17 protein-coding genes and 1 pseudogene are annotated in these 17,363 nt (G+C 43.0%); 14 read left to right on the forward strand and 4 right to left on the reverse strand.

From position 1 onward, the window contains the following. The first annotated feature begins 38 nt into the window (after nucleotides 1-38). The 11 genes and pseudogenes from AC4CVD_RS02130 to AC4CVD_RS02180 all read left to right on the forward strand — a co-directional run bounded on the left by AC4CVD_RS02130 (nucleotide 39) and on the right by AC4CVD_RS02180 (nucleotide 10,681). Nucleotides 39-488, forward strand: a complete 450-nt coding sequence (locus tag AC4CVD_RS02130; RefSeq protein ID WP_114836437.1) for an ammonium transporter — start codon at nucleotides 39-41, stop codon at nucleotides 486-488. Between the two features lie 36 nt (nucleotides 489-524). Continuing rightward, nucleotides 525-3,167, forward strand: coding sequence for a type I DNA topoisomerase (gene topA, locus AC4CVD_RS02135; RefSeq protein ID WP_490751926.1), 2,643 nt, complete (start codon nucleotides 525-527; stop codon nucleotides 3,165-3,167). Between the two features lie 105 nt (nucleotides 3,168-3,272). After that, nucleotides 3,273-4,078 (forward strand): annotated as a pseudogene (locus tag AC4CVD_RS02140) (NYN domain-containing protein). A 1-nt stretch (nucleotide 4,079) separates the two neighbouring features. Next, nucleotides 4,080-4,838, forward strand: coding sequence for a hypothetical protein (locus AC4CVD_RS02145; protein WP_490751928.1), 759 nt, complete (start codon nucleotides 4,080-4,082; stop codon nucleotides 4,836-4,838). A gap of 118 nt (nucleotides 4,839-4,956) precedes the next feature. Continuing rightward, nucleotides 4,957-5,529 (forward strand): HdeD family acid-resistance protein, encoded by a 573-nt coding sequence (locus tag AC4CVD_RS02150; RefSeq protein ID WP_426977722.1) that lies wholly within the window; start codon nucleotides 4,957-4,959, stop codon nucleotides 5,527-5,529. Nucleotides 5,530-5,639: 110 nt separating this feature from the next. Beyond that, nucleotides 5,640-6,779: a glycerate kinase gene (locus tag AC4CVD_RS02155; RefSeq protein WP_426977720.1), complete on the forward strand. Its 1,140-nt coding sequence runs from the start codon at nucleotides 5,640-5,642 to the stop codon at nucleotides 6,777-6,779. Between the two features lie 188 nt (nucleotides 6,780-6,967). Next, on the forward strand, nucleotides 6,968-8,956 hold the full coding sequence (locus tag AC4CVD_RS02160) for an ATP-dependent helicase (protein ID WP_490751930.1): 1,989 nt from the start codon (nucleotides 6,968-6,970) through the stop codon (nucleotides 8,954-8,956). 98 nt (nucleotides 8,957-9,054) lie between these two features. Beyond that, nucleotides 9,055-9,315, forward strand: a complete 261-nt coding sequence (locus AC4CVD_RS02165) for an RNA recognition motif domain-containing protein (protein ID WP_004692489.1) — start codon at nucleotides 9,055-9,057, stop codon at nucleotides 9,313-9,315. A 40-nt stretch (nucleotides 9,316-9,355) separates the two neighbouring features. Beyond that, on the forward strand, nucleotides 9,356-9,718 hold the full coding sequence (locus AC4CVD_RS02170; RefSeq protein ID WP_490751932.1) for an ASCH domain-containing protein: 363 nt from the start codon (nucleotides 9,356-9,358) through the stop codon (nucleotides 9,716-9,718). Nucleotides 9,719-9,793: 75 nt separating this feature from the next. Continuing rightward, nucleotides 9,794-10,297, forward strand: coding sequence for a DUF6586 family protein (locus tag AC4CVD_RS02175; RefSeq protein WP_004692488.1), 504 nt, complete (start codon nucleotides 9,794-9,796; stop codon nucleotides 10,295-10,297). A gap of 105 nt (nucleotides 10,298-10,402) precedes the next feature. Further along, entirely contained in the window at nucleotides 10,403-10,681 is a 279-nt protein-coding gene (locus tag AC4CVD_RS02180) for a hypothetical protein (RefSeq protein WP_004692486.1), read from the forward strand. Nucleotides 10,682-10,739: 58 nt separating this feature from the next. Here the strand turns inward: AC4CVD_RS02180 and AC4CVD_RS02185 are convergent, their stop codons facing one another. The 4 genes from AC4CVD_RS02185 to AC4CVD_RS02200 all read right to left on the reverse strand — a co-directional run bounded on the left by AC4CVD_RS02185 (nucleotide 10,740) and on the right by AC4CVD_RS02200 (nucleotide 14,612). Next, nucleotides 10,740-12,455, reverse strand: a complete 1,716-nt coding sequence (locus AC4CVD_RS02185) for a cation:proton antiporter (protein ID WP_490751933.1) — start codon at nucleotides 12,453-12,455, stop codon at nucleotides 10,740-10,742. A gap of 144 nt (nucleotides 12,456-12,599) precedes the next feature. Beyond that, nucleotides 12,600-12,755 carry a 50S ribosomal protein L33 gene (rpmG, locus tag AC4CVD_RS02190; RefSeq protein ID WP_003654787.1) on the reverse strand — a complete coding sequence of 52 codons (156 nt, stop codon included), beginning with the start codon at nucleotides 12,753-12,755 and terminating at the stop codon, nucleotides 12,600-12,602. 12 nt (nucleotides 12,756-12,767) lie between these two features. After that, the gene (gene rpmB, locus AC4CVD_RS02195) at nucleotides 12,768-13,004 is read right to left on the reverse strand and encodes a 50S ribosomal protein L28 (RefSeq protein ID WP_000048256.1); all 237 of its coding nucleotides are present in this window, start codon (nucleotides 13,002-13,004) and stop codon (nucleotides 12,768-12,770) included. Nucleotides 13,005-13,163: 159 nt separating this feature from the next. Continuing rightward, on the reverse strand, nucleotides 13,164-14,612 hold the full coding sequence (locus tag AC4CVD_RS02200) for a coniferyl aldehyde dehydrogenase (RefSeq protein ID WP_005400843.1): 1,449 nt from the start codon (nucleotides 14,610-14,612) through the stop codon (nucleotides 13,164-13,166). 116 nt (nucleotides 14,613-14,728) lie between these two features. Here AC4CVD_RS02200 and AC4CVD_RS02205 point away from each other — a divergent pair, with 116 nt between their 5' ends. The 3 genes from AC4CVD_RS02205 (at nucleotide 14,729) to AC4CVD_RS02215 (ending at nucleotide 17,351) form a co-directional block, all read left to right on the forward strand. Beyond that, nucleotides 14,729-15,430, forward strand: a complete 702-nt coding sequence (locus tag AC4CVD_RS02205) for a TetR/AcrR family transcriptional regulator (RefSeq protein WP_005400842.1) — start codon at nucleotides 14,729-14,731, stop codon at nucleotides 15,428-15,430. Between the two features lie 71 nt (nucleotides 15,431-15,501). Continuing rightward, nucleotides 15,502-16,368: a formyltetrahydrofolate deformylase gene (purU, locus tag AC4CVD_RS02210; RefSeq protein ID WP_004692478.1), complete on the forward strand. Its 867-nt coding sequence runs from the start codon at nucleotides 15,502-15,504 to the stop codon at nucleotides 16,366-16,368. 215 nt (nucleotides 16,369-16,583) lie between these two features. Then, nucleotides 16,584-17,351 (forward strand): energy transducer TonB, encoded by a 768-nt coding sequence (locus AC4CVD_RS02215; RefSeq protein WP_078425225.1) that lies wholly within the window; start codon nucleotides 16,584-16,586, stop codon nucleotides 17,349-17,351. Nucleotides 17,352-17,363: the final 12 nt, after the last annotated feature.

The following is a 17,363-nucleotide window of genomic DNA, read 5'->3' on the forward strand; positions in this document are numbered from 1 at the left end:
CTTATGCAACTCTAATAAAGGAATAAAAAGGTTGTGCTATGGAAAATACTGGAATTTGGGTTGTCGGATTTATCATCTTATTCATCCTCGGCTCGATTTTTGGACTTCGTGTAAGTCCAAGAGAGAAAGCTTTAGGTGAAATGCGTGATAAAGCGCGCAAGATGGGTTTACACCCGCGTTTAGTCGCAGCACCTGACTGGACAAAAATACCAATGGCTTCGGAAAACCGGGCCAGCATGGTGGCGTACTACAGTGTACTGATTCCAGAAGCACGCCTACCTTTAATGCGCGCTCGCGTTGTTGATCAGCAGCTTGAGCTCATTATAGGTGATGACAAGTTTAAACATTTACCCATTGAATTAAAGGGTATTTATGCTATTGATATGCAAGCAAACTGCGTGGGACTCTATTGGGATGAGCATTCTGACTTAAGAGCAACCCAGTTAGATGCCATGAAAGCATATTTACAGTCTTTGGCTGAACTTTAATTTTACAGACCCATTGAAACAGGATTAACGGTTAATATGGCGAAAGCTCCTCGGTCCACATCCAAAAGTACTACAGCAGATTCTCCTGAGGCTGGGAAAAAGCGTGCTTTAGTGATTGTGGAGTCGCCTGCAAAAGCGAAAACAATCAATAAATATTTAGGCTCGAATTACATTGTGAAGTCATCTGTGGGTCACGTGCGTGATTTACCTACAGGTGGTTCTAGTAAGACCGCAGAAAAGAAGCCAGCAACACGAACCAAACTGACCGATGCTCAGAAAGCTGAAAAAGCACAAAATGCACTGGTCAATCGTATGGGGGTTGATCCTGAGCATGACTGGAAAGCACATTATGAAGTGCTTCCTGGCAAAGAGCATGTGGTTGCTGAACTGAAAAAGCTTGCTTCGCAAGTTGACGAGGTCTATCTCGCAACGGACTTGGACCGTGAAGGGGAAGCGATTGCTTGGCATTTAAAAGAAGTGATTGGTGGGGATGACTCACGTTATCAACGTGTGGTGTTCAATGAAATTACCAAAAATGCCATCCAAGATGCATTCAAGCATCCAGCTCGCCTTGATATCGATAAAGTTAATGCGCAACAAGCACGCCGTTTTTTAGACCGCGTCGTCGGCTTTATGATTTCGCCCTTACTTTGGGAAAAAATTGCTCGTGGTTTATCGGCAGGTCGTGTTCAGTCTGTCGCAGTTAAACTGGTGGTTGAGCGTGAGCGTGAAATTCGTGCGTTTATTCCCGAAGAATACTGGCAAGTTTTTGCAGACACTAAGTCACAGACCGATGAGATTCGTTTAGAAGCCGTCAAACAAGCAGGTAAAGCCTTAAAGCTACGCAATAAAGCCGATACCGATGCTTTATTGAAGCTCATTAAAGACGCAGATTACAAAGTTTCAGCACGCGAAGATAAACCAACCAAGGTGAATCCGAGCGCGCCGTATATCACCTCGACTTTACAACAAGCAGCCAGTACACGTTTGGGTTTCTCTGTGAAGAAAACCATGATGTTGGCGCAGCGTTTGTATGAAGCGGGTTTTATTACCTATATGCGTACCGACTCGACCTTTTTGAGTGACGATGCGGTGAATATGGTGCGTCATCATATTGAGACCGAGTTTGGTACGAAGTATCTGCCTGCTAAGCCGAACCGCTATGGTAACAAAGCGGGTGCACAAGAAGCCCACGAAGCGATTCGTCCATCGAATGTGGCTTTAAAAGGCGATAGCTTAGTGGGTGTGGAACGTGATGCACAACGTTTGTATGATTTGATTTGGCGTCAATTCGTCGCGTGTCAAATGACACCGGCCGAATACTTGTCATCGACTATTTTAGTGGATGCCAACGGTGTTGAACTTAAAGCCAAAGGTCGCACCTTAGTCTTTGATGGTTTCACTAAAGTCCGTGGTCAAAACAAGTCGGACGATGATGTGTTATTGCCTGCGGTGAAAGTCGGTGAAATCCTGACGCTTGAAAAATTAGATCCATCGCAACACTTTACCAAGCCACCTGCACGTTTTACTGAAGCATCATTGGTGAAAGAGCTTGAGAAAAAGGGCATTGGTCGTCCATCGACCTATGCGGCGATTATCTCGACCATTCAAGACCGTGGTTATGTCAAACTCGAGAACCGCCGTCTGTATGCAGAAAAAATGGGTGAAATTGTTACTGATCGTTTAGATGAAAGTTTCAATAACCTCATGAACTATGACTTTACCGCGGACTTAGAAGGTCAGCTCGATAAAGTGGCTGATGGCGAACGCAATTGGAAAGAGTTGCTTGACAGTTTCTATGGCGACTTTAAAAAACGCCTGACCAATGCGCAAGGTGAAGGCGGTATGCGCCGCAACCAACCTGTAGAGGTTGAAGCGGTTCACTGTAAAGAATGTGACCGCCCAATGCAGATTCGTACGGGAACCACAGGTGTCTTCTTAGGGTGTTCAGGTTATAACTTACCGCCGAAAGAGCGTTGTAAAGGCACGTTGAACTTAACGCCAGTTGAATCACTTGCCGCACTTTCTGATGATGACGCAGCAGAAACAGCAGATTTGATGTCGAAAAAACGCTGTCCAATCTGTGAAACTGCGATGGATAGTTATGTGATCGACGGTGGTCGTAAGCTACATGTCTGTGGTAATAACCCAGACTGTGCTGGTTTTGAACTTGAAGAAGGTGAGTTCAAAATCAAAGGTTATGATGGCCCAACCATTCCATGTGATAAGTGCGGTGGGGAAATGCAGCTGAAGACTGGGCGTTTTGGTCCTTATTTTGCTTGCTCAAGCTGTGATAACACACGTAAAGTCTTAAAAAGTGGTCAACCTGCACCTCCGCGTGTAGACCCGATTAAGATGGAACATTTACGTTCAACCAAGCATGATGACTTTTTTGTATTACGTGATGGGGCAGCAGGTTTATTCTTGGCTGCAAGTAAGTTCCCGAAAGTACGTGAAACCCGTGCTCCTAAGGTTGCTGAATTACGCTCTGTTGCCGATCAACTTGATCCAAAGTATCAGTTTATTTTGCAAGCACCTGATGTTGACCCTGAAGGTAATCCAACACTTGTGAAGTTTAGCCGTAAGAATCAAGCGCAATATATTGGTTCTGAAACACCTGAGGGCAAACAAACCAAATGGTCATTGGTGTTCAATGATGGAAAATGGGTTGAAGCTTAAGTTTTAATTGCTTAGAAATAATCAAGAAATGCTCACTTTGGTGGGCATTTTTTATGTCACAATCCCTTAATCATAATTTCTAAAAAATAGCATATTGGGGTATACGTGGACATACAAACAAAAAAGTTTGCCGTATTAATTGATGCTGATAATTCATCAATTGGTGCTATTCCTTCTGTGCTTGAAGAGGTCGCAAAATATGGTATTGCTAGTGTAAAGCGTGTGTATGGGGATTGGAGTAGTGAAACTCTGAAAAATTGGCGTGAAGTGCTTTTACCACATGCGATTACACCAGTTCAGCAGTTTGCCTACACAAAAGGTAAAGATGCTACAGATATGATCTTAATCACTGATGCAATGGATTTACTTTATGCTGGGGCCTTGGATGGTTTTTGTATCGTCTCCAGTGATAGTGACTTTACGCCTTTAGCATCTCGGATTCGTGAAAATGGTTTGAGTGTTTATGGCTTTGGAAAAAAGAAAACACCAGAAGCATTTAAGAAAGCATGCGATAAATTTATTTATGTTGAAAATTTGATTGTGGATAGCGATCTTAAGAATATTGAAGAAGAGTATCTTTCTGAGCCTACCGACAAGAAGCAAACAGAAACATTAAAAACCGTTGAACAAAAAGCATTAACTCAGTCCAAGGAATATTCTCCACCTGAAACAGTTGATCGGGCAACCTTAAATTTAATTTATAAAGCAGTTAAGGATAATGCAGATGAAAATGGTTGGGCTATTTGAGTATGGTTGGACAATATATTAGCGCTGTAAAGCCTGACTTTGACTCCCGAAATTATGGTCGAGCAAAACTATCAGGCTTAATCAAAACACTTAACTTATTTGAAACTAAAATTGATATGAGTCAGATGTATTTAAGAAAAATGAAAAAACAGAGTACTTCATAATATGTGGAAAAAAATTCGTATTTTAATCTTGCTGTTGATTTTGTTGGTAGTGGCGCTAAATGCATATCGAGATCAAAATCAAGATTGGAGCAAGCCAATTATTGTATTACTGCATCCAGTGAATGCAGATGGACAAGGTACAACTCAGCAATATATTCAGCAATTGAACCTTGGAAACTTACAAGCCGTACAAGGCTATTTAGAGCAGATGTCGGCGACATATCGCGGTCAACCGATTGCGATTTACTTCCAACTTGGGCGTGAACTCAAACAGCTACCACCGAAAGTGCCTGAGCAGACAAGTTTATTGGATACGGTCTTGTGGAGCCTAAAGTTCCGTTATTATGCATGGAAAAACCATCAAGGTTCAGATGGTGCACCAGCTGTTACTTTGTATTTGAACTATTATGACCCTGCATTGACCAAAGAACTGAAACACTCGACTGCTCTACAAAAAGGACGTATTGGTTCGGTGAATTTATTTGCATCGACCAAGCAAACCGAACAAAACAAAGTGGTGCTTGCACATGAGCTTTTACATGCCTTTGGTGCCAGTGATAAGTATGATTTAGCTACTGGGCAGCCGATGTATCCAGTGGGTTATGCATATCCAAATCAGCAACCTTTGTTCCCACAAGCCAAGGCTGAGCTCATGGGTGGGCACATTCCAACCTCGCAAACACAAAGTAAAATGCCAGAAACGATTGATGATACCTTGGTGAATGAAATCACCGCGATTGAAATTGGCTGGAAAAAGTAACTGTGGATAATGTCGAATTTATCCACAATCCTGTGTGCTTATGTGGATAAATTCATACCTACAAGTCTGTTGAAAAACATGTTAAAACTAAATGAACGAAATCAGACTTGAGAAGAATATGAAAACAGTAGGTAATGATTTAGTTCGCCATCAACTGCATGAAAACCGTAAGTGGTACCTAGGTTTAGGGATTTTATTGGTGTTGTTTGGTTTAATCCTTTTTGCATCACTACCTCTAGCGACTTTATCTGCAGTCTTTATCTTTGGTGTATTGATGATGCTCGGAGGTGTACTGCATTTGATTGCGGCTTTTAAGATTTTTGATGGTGGCTTTCGTTGGTTATGGGCACTCTTTGGTGTGTTGTATTGGGTTGCAGGTTATTATGCTTTTACAACACCAGTCAAAACAGCCGTTGTATTGACCAGTATTTTGGCAGTATTCCTGATCATTGCAGGCATGATTCGTATTTTTAATGCGATATTATTTCGTACATTCCAAGGTTGGGGGTGGACACTTTTTTCAGGTATTTTAACTCTAATCGCCGGGATTATGATTTTAACTACCCCAGATGCCCCATTTTGGGTGTTGGGATTATTTTTAGCATTCGATATTTTATTCCAAGGGATTAACTATCTTTCTTTAGCTTCTTATATCAAAAGAGAAGTCCCGAAAAGTTCAGCAGATGTCTAAATGATCAATCTGAATAAAAAGAAGTGCTTTAGCACTCCTTTAATATTTCAACACCCTTGTTATTTAAGTTTGAGAGCTGGCAAATATAAATTTATGGAATATTTCACACGATGAAAACTTTTGTACTTGCGCCCGATTCATTTAAAGAAAGCATGACTGCGGAGCAGGCCTGTACAGCGATGCAGCGTGGTATTCAAAAAATAATTCCTGATGCTGTATGTGTGCATGTACCCATGGCAGATGGTGGTGAAGGTACAGTTGATGCCTTACTCACATCATTAGCGGGCCAAAAAGTTGAATGTGATGTGACAGGGCCATTGCCATCACAACGAATTAAAACGTATTGGGGCCTATTTGATGAAGGTCAAACAGCGGTTATTGAAATGGCTAAAGCCAATGGTATTCATCTGCTTGAACCTGCTCAGCGGAATCCACTGCTGACCACGACTTTGGGAACGGGGCAAATGATTTGCCATGCATTGGATCTAGGCGTGTCCAAAATCATTTTGGCTCTTGGAGGCAGTGTCACCAATGATGCAGGCAGTGGCATGGCACAGGCGCTTGGAGTGCGCTTTTTAGATGTACAAGGGCGGGAAGTACTCCTTGGTGGTGGTCATTTACAAGAGATTGAGTGGATGGATATGCAGGCTTTAGACCCACGCTTGCAAAAGGTTCAAGTTTTAATTGCCTCCGATGTCACTAATCCGCTGTGTGGAACACAGGGTGCGTCATATGTGTTTGGCCCGCAAAAAGGGGCGAGTGCAGTGATGGTTGAGCAGTTAGATCAAAACTTGAGTCACTTTGCAGATGTGGTGGAAACACAGCTGAATATGCAGATACGTAATGTTGTAGGGGCAGGGGCTGCAGGTGGGCTAGGATTTGGTTTGATGGCATTCACAGGTGCTAAGCTTCGGTCTGGCGCGACGTGGGTGATTGAACAAACTCAACTGGCTGAGAAAATAAAACAGGCAGATTATGTGTTTACTGGTGAGGGCAGTATCGACTTCCAAACCAAGTTTGGTAAAACGCCGTGGGCGGTGGCTCAATTCGCCAAACAGTTGAATAAACCCGTGATTGCCTTTGCTGGGCGTGTTGGAGAGGATATTGAGTCATTATTTGATGAAGGGTTTAGTCAAATTATTTCGCTTAATGAGCCCAACTGTGATTTAACCACAGCATTGAAACACGCTGAGCACAATTTGGAAAAGAGTTGTGAGAAGGTGGTTCAGCAGCTCTTAAATGGGGGATAGACCACTTTAAATATAAGAAAAATGGTGTGTTTTAGGATGAGATGTGGATGAGGTTCTACAAGATACGAACATATCTGGTCATGCTGATACAAGCTCAGCCTAGACTGAGGTGGATAATCGTTGTTGTGGTCTCATATTAAAGGCATAGTTTTGTTAAACTATGCCTGTCCATGTATTGATGAGTGATTATGAGTTTAGCCAGCCTAATTGATGAATTAAACCCGCAGCAAAAACAAGCTGCCACGACTGAGTCACAACACAGTCTGGTACTTGCAGGGGCTGGCTGTGGCAAGACTAAAACCATTGTGGCACGTGCGGCATACCTGATTGATCAAGGGATTCCAGCCAACCAAATCCAGATTCTAACCTTTACTCGTCGTTCAGCCAGTGAGATTGTGGCGCGAGTGGAGTTGGCTTTAGGTGAGCAGGCAAAAGGTTTGCGAGCTTCCACTTTTCATACTTTTTGTATGTATCTCCTGCGCCGCATACCAAAAGCCTTTGGTTTAGAGCAGTTTTCAATTATTGATCGTGATGATCAACTGATGATGTTCCGCCTGATTCGTGGGAAAGATGATAAAAAAAATCCCAATCAGCTACCTAAACCGCAAGAATTATGCGATTTGTATTCTTTTGCACGCAATACGCGTCAAAAGTTGAGTGATGCCTTAGAAAAACAGCATCCTGAGCATTTGGCTTTTAAAGATCAAATTGCGGAAATCATGAAAGAGTACGAGACACGAAAACGTGCGCGTAGTTTTTTAGATTATGACGATATTCTGGCGATCGTGGCCTCAGCACTCGACCACTCAGAAGGTTTAGCCGACTATGTGGCATCGCTCTGCAAACACATGTTGGTTGATGAAATGCAGGACACCAATCCTTTGCAGTGGGCGTTGCTTGAGCCCCTTAAAGACAAAGTGAGCCTGTTTTGTGTCGGTGATGATGCACAGTCGATTTATGGTTTCCGTGGGGCAGATTTTGAAAATATTCACCATTTTAAAGACCGTGTGCCGAATGCTCAGGTGTTTAAATTGGAGCAAAACTATCGTTCAACCCAAGAAATTTTAGACCTTTCCAATTGGCTGCTCGATCAATCTGAAATTCAATATAACAAACGCCTAGATGCTCATCGGGGTGAGGGTGTGAAGCCCCGCATGCATATTTTCCCAAATGAGTTTGATGAAGCGAAATGGATCGCGATCGACATTAAAGAGCGCCATTACTTACAGGGACAGCGCTGGTCGGATCATATGGTCTTGGTGCGTTCCAGCTTTGCAGCCCGGCATATTGAGGCAGCATGTATTGCAGCCAATGTCCCCTATCGCTTTATTGGGGGCATGAAACTGCTTGAAACCGCGCATGTGAAAGATTTACTGAGCTTGCTACGCGTGATTGCCAATCCTCTAGATGATATTGCATGGATGCGTTTTCTCACTCTGTGGAATGGGGTGGGAGATGTCGGTGCAAGTCGTCTTGCTCAGCAACTTTTACTGGAGCCTGAGTTTGATTTGATCTTTGATAAATTAGAGAAATTTGGGCGGATTCCAGCTGAAACCTTGTTGATCATGAAGCAAATGAAGGTACTGAAACAGGAAGTACAGGCTTGTGTCAGTTTGGGTATTCAAGCGATTGAAGCACAATTGGCAGAAAATTATAAAAAAGACTGGAACCGCCGCCAAGGTGACTTTGAGCTGGTGAAGCAATTGGCTTCTAAACATGCCCAGTTGAGTGAGTTCCTAGAGGAATATGTGCTTGATCCTGTGTCGATTTCTGAAATTGAACGCCAGTCCGATAGCGATGTCGTCACCCTGATTACCATTCACTCGGCCAAAGGTACAGAGCAAAAAGTCTGTTATGTCGTCAATGTCACCCCGGGGCAATATCCGCATGCACGTGCCCAAGGTGATTTTAATGATGTCGAAGAAGAGCGTCGGGTCTTGTATGTGGCACTGACCCGTGCTCAGAATGAGCTGATTTTAACCAAGCAAAATTTAAGTCTGTGGGCGCGAGACGTGATTGATGAGCAAGGGCGCAAAGTCGAAAGTTATTTTTTGAATGATCTGACGCGAAATTTGTGTAGCATGGAAACCCATCATAAGCCTCGTCAGCAAACGGTAAAGAGTGCTTTAATTGAGCGCCAATCGATTAATTTAGATTTTGGGATTAATCTCGATTAAACTAAACAGATTACATTGTGGTATTTGTTGTGCAATGTTCAGAAAGTAGCGTAGGCGATTGCTTTTTGATGATTTTGCCTATTTTTGAAGGTTGTAAGATGAAAATTTTAGTTCGTAATTTAGAGCGTACAGTGGCTGAAGCTGAACTGCTTGAATTATTTAAGCAATATGGCACAGTTGCATCATGTAATTTAATCCTTGATGCAGCAACAGGTAAATCGAAAGGTTTTGCTTTTGTTGAAATGCCGCATGCACGTGAAGCGATTAAAGCCATTAAAGGGCTTAATACACTACGTTTACATGGCACTGGTATTCGCGTCAAACAGGCGGAAGATAAGCCTGAGAAGCCAGAAGCATAAATAAAAAGGAGCAATTGATGCTCCTTTTTTATGGGATAAAATGAAAAAAATCTATCCAGCTTTATCGATTGTTGCGCCGATGGGGCGACAAATTTCTCAAGGAAATAAAACCTTAGAGATCCGTTCTTGGCGACCAGAGCAATGGCCACTCAAAGATTGGATTATTGTGGAAAATAAGCATTATTTAACCCACGAGGACGATGAAGAGTTGGGGTATGCTGTTGCTATGGTTGATGTTGAGTCGATTCACTCATGGAGAGAAGATGAGCTTGATTCGGCGATGGCATCGTATTGGGAAGAGGGGTATTGGGCTTGGGTACTGACAAATGTACGTCCCATGCATATTTCAATGCCTGTCATAGCAAAAAGAAAGATTTATTTTATTGAAATAGATCATGCATAATTTTTATTATGCACTGCTGTATAGAAAGATTACTCTTAGAATTGTTATAAACGCCAAAACTTAGGAACACCCTTCATGACCCGTGTTGCCCGTTACCATGCTGATCGCACTAACCAAAAACTCTACTTTGCTCGACTTTCATGTCAACAAGCAGAACAAATTGATCATGTGCAACAAGCTCAGGCTTACCGTGAGGCTGCTGTGTTTCACTTGCATGGTGCTGTGCTTGCATTTCTACAAGAGTTGGTCCGTTATTACCGCTTAAATGACTTAAACCCAACGTTGAAGTCTATAGAAGAGCATATGGCAGCTAAAGGGCAAGTCTCGCCTGAAGTGACTGTAATGCAACAACTGTCGAAAGAAGGTTTCATTGCCGAGTTAAAACGTGCTTATCGCTTGTGTCAGTATGCGCCAGAGCCGAGTACACCTGAACCTGAGTCAGAAACTTCATCGAATCTGATCATCAAAGTCACTCAAACCCCTCAGGCATGGTTACCCGATACCAAAATTTTACGTGAGTGGCATCGAGACTTAACGGCGTTGATCGATGGCTTTCGGAATGAGATGGTTGAATTCTAAAAGCGATGACCAACGCTTGAAGTTTGAAAATTTGTCCTTATATCAATAAGTCTAAGCGAAGCAAAGTGCAACTGCCTTTGCCACCATGTTGAACATGGAGGAAATATGTCTATAGAACAATTGAAAGAATTATTTGGAAATCAAGAAGCCATTTTAGAATTGGTTCAACTTGAAGGTGGTGAGCTCGCACTACGTAACGCAGGTTCGGAGAGTGCACCTTTAGTCACGATCCAGTTTAATGAAGAGCTCAAAGCATTATTGGGCGACCAGACAACAGTCGTTGCTCAGCAGATGGTGCAAGCGGCTTTATATGGCTTACTTGAAAAACAAGTGGGCGAATGGCAAGCGGAAGTTGTGGATGAAAAGCCACAGTTCTTTAGTTAAGCTGAATAAGAAAAAAACGCACTGAACAGTGCGTTTTTTTGTATCCAGTATTTGTTCCCTAGTGGGTGGGTGCTTGATGATGTGCAATCTGAATTTGATTTAAAATATGATTGCTCATATTTTTCGCCATTTCCTCTTTTGCAAAATAAACTTCACCAATTTGATCGCGGCGAATCACTTCAGCTTCTTCTTTACTTTCTGCACATACCAAAACCTGAATCTCAGGATTGAGGGTTTTGGCAATATCCACGATTTTATGAATATCTAAAATATCCATCGGGGAAAGTACCAGCAGGCGCGCATGTTGAATATGGGCTTGAATCAGTACGCCAGGGTCTGTCGCCATCCCAGAAACAGCCGCAATGCCTTTTTCACGCAGGTTTTCTACAATTTCACGGTTTTCTTCCGCAATCACCACTTTAATGTCTTCGGCCATCAATTGTTTGGTAATTCGACGCCCCACTTCACCATGTCCAACAATTACCACTTGATCACGTAAGTAGTCTTGTGAAACTTCATCAGGTAGCATTGCCAATGGGTCACCACTACGTTCCAGTAAGCGTGCTAGATGCGAGCGCTCACGAATCCAACGTTGTACAGGCTCAATTGCGGAGAACACAAAACTGTTTAAGGTGATGGAGATGAGTGCTCCTGCCAAAATTAGGTTTTGCCCTTCTAGGGACAAGAGTTTAAGTGAAACCCCGAGTGTTGCTAAGATGAAGGAAAACTCACCAATCTGTGCCAGTGACGCACCGACAGTGAGGGCAGTATTGATGGGGTAGCGGAAAAAGAGCACTAGTGCCATGGCCGCAATGGTTTTGCCGACCATAATAATCGCAACGACAGCAAGCACATGCACAGGTTGTTCCACTAAGATGCGTGGGTCAAATAACATGCCCACTGCAACAAAGAACAAAATGGCAAAAATTTCACGTAGTGGGAGAGTTTCTTCTTCGGCACGATGGCTAAAGTCAGACTCTTTAACGACCATCCCGGCAAAGAAAGCGCCCAGTGCCATGGAAACACCGAAAATTTTGTACGCCCCAAAGGCGATGGAGACCGCAGCAGCCACCACGGTTAAGGTAAACAGTTCACGCGAACCAAGGCGAGCGACAAATTGCATGATCATTGGAACAAGACGTTTCCCGATGATCAGCATAAAAGCGATGAAGCCTACAACTTTAAGTAAGGTGATGCCTAAGGTAAGCCAAATGTTGTCATCAGCACCGCCTGCAAGGGCTTCTCCACCGAGTAGCGCTGCTGTTGCAGGTAAGAGTACCAGTACCAAGACCATGACCAGATCTTCAACCAAGAGCCAACCTACAGCAATTTTACCGTTGACCGAATTGACTAGACCACGGTCTCCCAGTGCTTTGAGTAATACCACTGTACTGGCACAAGACAGGCTTAAGCCGAAGACTAAGGCAGAGCCAAAACTCCACCCCCAGATCATACTGACGCCTATTCCGAGCAGGGTCGCGACAGCAATCTGTAAAATGGCACCAGGCAGTGCAATGCGTCGAACTTGTAATAAGTCATTGAGGGAAAAATGCATGCCCACACCAAACATGAGGAACATGACCCCAAGTTCAGCCAATTGGTTCGCCAGATGAATGTCCGCGACAATACCAGGGGTATTGGGACTAATAATGATACCCGCAATCAGATAACCAATCAGCGGGGGAAGGCGTAAGCGTACGGCAAGATAGCCGAAAATGAGCGCAAGCCCAAAACCGACAGCAAGTAATATAATGAGATCTACGTCATGAGGCACTAAAAACTCCTTAAGCAAAAGTTAAGGGTGAAAAAGAAGCAAAGCACAAAAGGTGCCAAAAGAGATTAAAAGTTTAACAAGTCGAACGAAAAAAAAGCAAAAAAAAACGACCTAAAGCAGGTCGTTTTTTCCAAAAAACTAAAATTATTTAATTTTAGCTTCTTTGAAGATTACGTGTTGACGGATTTTTGGATCAAATTTTTTGATTTCCATTTTTTCCGGCATAGTACGTTTGTTCTTAGTTGTGGTATAGAAATAACCTGTACCAGCAGTAGAAACTAGGCGAATTTTATCACGCATGGTTCAGACTCCTTAGATCTTTTGACCTTGAGCACGTAGGTCAGCAACAACCTTCTCGATACCCAATTTGTCGATAATACGCATACCTTTTGTAGTTAGACGAAGACGTACGAAACGTTTTTCGCTTTCTAACCAGAAACGGTGGTGATGCAGGTTCGGCTCGAACCGGCGTTTGGTTTTGTTATTGGCGTGCGAGACGTTGTTGCCAACGACTGGACGCTTGCCGGTAACTTGGCAAACCTTAGACATGGTGAACTCCATTGCTAGACAGCACCGATTGTGCGCTAGTTATTAAGTAAACGGATGAAATCATTCAAGGGGCGTTTTATACCAAAAATGCGCTTAAAAGACAAGCGATTTTCATTAAAACTAGGCATGAACCCGTGCGATAGGTCATGCCTTGATCATTTAGCGAAGAAGGGTCTTTGAAATCAACTTGTGAATTGGTTTGTTAAACGGTGGGAGAATGAATTTCAAGCTATATAACTTGGGATTCGACATCACTGACCGTTCATGCGACAAACTGAAGAAACCTTCTGGACCATGATATTTCCCCATACCTGATGCACCAACGCCACCAAATGGTAAATCGTCTTGTGCGACATGAGTCAAAACCGTGTTTTGTCCGAAATGCCCTGAATGAGTACGCTGTGCGACATAATCTGCACGCGCCTGATCAAAGTCGAAGTAGTATAAAGCAAGTGGACGCGGACGGCTATTAATAAACTCGATAACATCGTCTATTTGATCATATTCCATGATCGGCAGCAGTGGCCCAAAGATTTCCTCTTGCATAATACGCATGTCAGGCGTGACCCCTGTTAATAGTGTAGGGGGCACTTTGCGTGTATCGGAGAAGGTTTCATGGGCTGGGTTGACCTCAACCACCTGTGCACCGTGCTCACGCGCATTTTCGAGATAACCTTGTAAGCGGTTGTATTGGCGGTCATTAATAATCGAGGTGTAATCTGGATTATGCAGAATGTCGGGATACATCTCTTCCACACACTCGCGGAAGTGCTCAATGAACTCGGCAGTTTTACCTTTAGGTAAGAACATATAGTCAGGTGCAACGCAGGTTTGACCTGCATTCCACAGTTTCCCTGCAGCTATACGCTGCGCAACATCCCTTAAATGAATAGAAGGATGTACTAATACTGGTGATTTTCCGCCAAGTTCGAGGATCAGTGGAACGAGGTTCTCTGCGGCAGCAGACATGACGGTTTTACCGACATTGGTTGAACCTGTGAAAATCAGTTTGTCAAAAGCCAGACGACAAAAGGCATCCGAAATTGCACCACCGCCATTGGTCACGGAAACTAACTCTTGAGGAAAGGCTTCAGAGAGCGCTTTTTCAAGAATGCGACCAAAGTTGCCTGACGAACTTGAAATTTTGATCATGGCATGGTTGCCCGCCGCCAAAGCACAAATCAGGGGGCCAATCGAGAGTAATAAAGGATAGTTCCATGGGGTAATAATGCCGATCACACCTAAAGGCTGATATTGCACCCATGCTTTAGCTGGCTGATGAATGATTGAAACGTGACGTTTCGAGGGTTTCATCCACGTGGTTAAATGCTTGCTATAATATTTGATGTGTTCAAGGCAGGTGAGTAATTCCCCAATTTTGGTTTCACTGGTGGAACGGTTGCCATAGTCTTGATTAATTGCCTCTGCAAATTGATCTTGATACTTAACTAAGATACGCTTAAGTCGTGCCAAACGGTCAATACGCTCTTTTGCGGTTGGCAATGGATAGCGTAAATAAGCGTGCTTTTGCTGTTCAAGCACATCATGTAGGTGCTGAATATCATAAGAATGTGGTGTCAATGAAGTTGTTTTTGTTTGACTGTTCATGCCGCACTACCATTTCAAATTTCAATTTATGTTTAATTTTTAGAGTAATTACTCTAATTAGTCAAGTTACTTTATGTGTTAGTCTTCTAATGCACTGAATGAATGGTTATTTTAGGATGTCTCAAACTAAAACGTTGAAAACCAAAGAACGTATTTTGCAACTCAGTTTGCAGCTTTTTAACGAGCGTGGAGAACGTTCTGTTACGACCAATCATATTGCAGCTGAATTGAATATGAGTCCGGGCAATTTGTATTATCACTTTCGCAATAAAAGTGAAATTATCAAAGAGCTCATGGAACAGTATCAAGGCGAAACGCTACAGATGCTGGCTTTGCCCGATGACCGTCTGTTAGATGCTAATGATAAAATTCGTTATTTTCAGGTGCTAAGCAGCCAGTTGTGGGCTTATCGCTTTTTACACCGTGATGTCTATCATTTGGTTGAAAACAATGAAGACTTCCGCAAGATGTATCCGCGTTTTGCAGGGCAAGTGATGCAACAAGGGCAAAAGATCTATCAGGCCTTTGTTGATGCCGGTCTGATGCAAATGACATCGTCAGAAATTGAAGCCCTGATTATCAATTTATGGATTGTACTGACCAACTGGACCAACTTCCTTTATATGTCGGGTCATATCACTGATTCCAATACATTAGAAGAAAAGTGGGTCTGGCAGGCACTCCGTCAAATGGTGTTCTTAGAAGGGGCCTATTTGCGTGGTGAAAGTCGTGAGACGTATGAGCGCTTGTTGGATACGATGGGGCCATCTGAACTGTTTTCGAGCTTGGCGTCATTTAAATCGGATGATAAGCCATAAGGTGTTTTGACAGCTGAGTAAAAAGCGCTAGAATACTCGGCTTGATTTTCATTTTACTGATTTAAACTGACATGAATATGACAACTGCTAACACGGCACGTTTACTGATTACTTGTGAAGATAAGCCAGGGATCGTGCAAGCTGTATCGAGCTTTTTGTATCATCAAGGCGCGAATATTACTGCGCTTGATCAATACGCGACTGAAGCTCAGGGCGGACGTTACTTTATGCGTGTTGAGTTTGAACTAGACAATTTACAGTCTCGTAAAGAAAGCATCACTCAAACTTTTGCTGCAAATGTAGCAGAGCGTTATGAAATGCAATGGCGTTTGGCGCTGGTCAGCGACGTGAAAAAAGTCGGGATTTTGGTGTCTAAAGTAGACCACGCCTTACTTGAGCTGTTATGGCGTCATGCGCGTGGTGGTTTGCCGTGCGAAATTACCAAAGTGATTTCTAATCATGAAACTTTACGTGAAGCGGTTGAGAACTTTGGCATTCCGTTTGAAGTTGTCCCTGTAACGAAGGACAACAAACGCGAAGCTTATGCTGAAATTGATGAATTAATGCAGGGCAATGATTTATTGGTACTTGCGCGTTATATGCAAATTCTAGATGAAGCATTTGTCGAAAAGTGGGAAATGAAAGTGATCAACATTCACCATTCATTCCTACCGGCTTTTGTTGGTGCAAACCCATACAAGCAAGCGCATGAAAAAGGTGTAAAACTTATTGGCGCAACCGCGCACTATGTCACTGCGGATCTGGATCAAGGTCCGATCATTGAGCAAGATGTAGAGCGCGTGAACCATGACTTTACGGTTGATCAATTACGTGAATTGGGTCAGGATGTTGAACGTAACGTCTTGGCACGTGCAGTGAAGTGGCACTTAGAAGACCGTATTATTGTTGATGGTAACAAAACAGTCGTTTTCCAATAAAAAATTGGTTGCAAGCAAGATTTAAAAAGGCATACATTAAGTATGCCTTTTTTGTTTGGGTATGATTAGAAAAAACTATAAAAAGTAACAAATTAATAGTTGCAAATGAAAACACTTCTCATTTATCATTGCGCTACTTTATTGTACTAACCGATAAGCGTTATAGTGGAAACCAACCCAGTGGCCACTCCGCTTAAATTAGGTCACCGATTTTAATGAGTTCAACAGTTATTTCTCCTATGCAGACTCCCAACCCGATGAAAAAGAAAGTTCTTGCTGCTTTGATCGCGGTTGTCGTGGGCCATATGGGCGTATTGTGGGCAGTGAACCACATGAAAGCTCCTGAACTCAAACCGATTGAAAAAGAACCATTGAAGGTTCGCTTCGTTAAAATTCAAGAACCACCAAAACCGCTACCGCCTAAGCCGAAGGAAGAACCGAAAAAGGAACCGACTAAGCCGAAGGAAGTGAAGATTGTGGAAAAACCACAACCGACCCCACCGAAAAAGGTAGAAAAGGTTCAACAAGTTAAAAAAGCAGAAGTGGTTAAACCGGCTGTTAAACCAACCGAAACCCCAGTAAAACCGACAGTCACTACGACGATTACAGAGAAAAAAGTCGAAAAACCTGTCGTGCAACCAGAGCAAGCTAAACCTGTTACTCAAGCTGAGCCTGCCGATACTTCACCGCGGTCGGTGTCGATTGGTGGTTCAGGTGTGCAATGGAGCCGCTCTCCAAAACCAGTTTATAGTAATCAAGATTTACAAGGTGAAAACCGTCGAGTAGTGGTGTTGATTGAGGCGAATGAAAAAGGGTCGATTGTGAATGCCCGTATTACGCGCTCAAGTGGTGTGCCTGCTTTAGATGAAAAGATTTTAAGAGCTGTCAAAGGCGCTAAATTTAAACCTTATAAAGAAAATGGTGTGGCTTATCCAATTCGGGCTGAGCAACCATTTGATTTAGAATTGAATACAAAACGCTAACTTTATCAGGAG

The organism is Acinetobacter sp. LipI_23 (genome assembly GCF_058243045.1).

Excerpts from the sequence above, each read along its gene's own strand:
- rpmG (WP_003654787.1), bottom strand. The coding sequence starts at position 12,755 with ATGCGTGATAAAATTCGCCTAGTTTCTACTGCTGGTACAGGTTATTTC.
- AC4CVD_RS02130 (WP_114836437.1), top strand. The coding sequence starts at position 39 with ATGGAAAATACTGGAATTTGGGTTGTCGGATTTATCATCTTATTCATC.
- AC4CVD_RS02170 (WP_490751932.1), top strand. The coding sequence starts at position 9,356 with ATGAAAAAAATCTATCCAGCTTTATCGATTGTTGCGCCGATGGGGCGA.
- rpmB (WP_000048256.1), bottom strand. The coding sequence starts at position 13,004 with ATGTCTAAGGTTTGCCAAGTTACCGGCAAGCGTCCAGTCGTTGGCAAC.
- AC4CVD_RS02165 (WP_004692489.1), top strand. The coding sequence starts at position 9,055 with ATGAAAATTTTAGTTCGTAATTTAGAGCGTACAGTGGCTGAAGCTGAA.
- AC4CVD_RS02160 (WP_490751930.1), top strand. The coding sequence starts at position 6,968 with ATGAGTTTAGCCAGCCTAATTGATGAATTAAACCCGCAGCAAAAACAA.
- AC4CVD_RS02155 (WP_426977720.1), top strand. The coding sequence starts at position 5,640 with ATGAAAACTTTTGTACTTGCGCCCGATTCATTTAAAGAAAGCATGACT.
- AC4CVD_RS02175 (WP_004692488.1), top strand. The coding sequence starts at position 9,794 with ATGACCCGTGTTGCCCGTTACCATGCTGATCGCACTAACCAAAAACTC.
- AC4CVD_RS02150 (WP_426977722.1), top strand. The coding sequence starts at position 4,957 with ATGAAAACAGTAGGTAATGATTTAGTTCGCCATCAACTGCATGAAAAC.
- AC4CVD_RS02215 (WP_078425225.1), top strand. The coding sequence starts at position 16,584 with ATGAGTTCAACAGTTATTTCTCCTATGCAGACTCCCAACCCGATGAAA.
- AC4CVD_RS02205 (WP_005400842.1), top strand. The coding sequence starts at position 14,729 with ATGTCTCAAACTAAAACGTTGAAAACCAAAGAACGTATTTTGCAACTC.
- AC4CVD_RS02180 (WP_004692486.1), top strand. The coding sequence starts at position 10,403 with ATGTCTATAGAACAATTGAAAGAATTATTTGGAAATCAAGAAGCCATT.
- AC4CVD_RS02145 (WP_490751928.1), top strand. The coding sequence starts at position 4,080 with ATGTGGAAAAAAATTCGTATTTTAATCTTGCTGTTGATTTTGTTGGTA.
- AC4CVD_RS02200 (WP_005400843.1), bottom strand. The coding sequence starts at position 14,612 with ATGAACAGTCAAACAAAAACAACTTCATTGACACCACATTCTTATGAT.
- topA (WP_490751926.1), top strand. The coding sequence starts at position 525 with ATGGCGAAAGCTCCTCGGTCCACATCCAAAAGTACTACAGCAGATTCT.
- purU (WP_004692478.1), top strand. The coding sequence starts at position 15,502 with ATGAATATGACAACTGCTAACACGGCACGTTTACTGATTACTTGTGAA.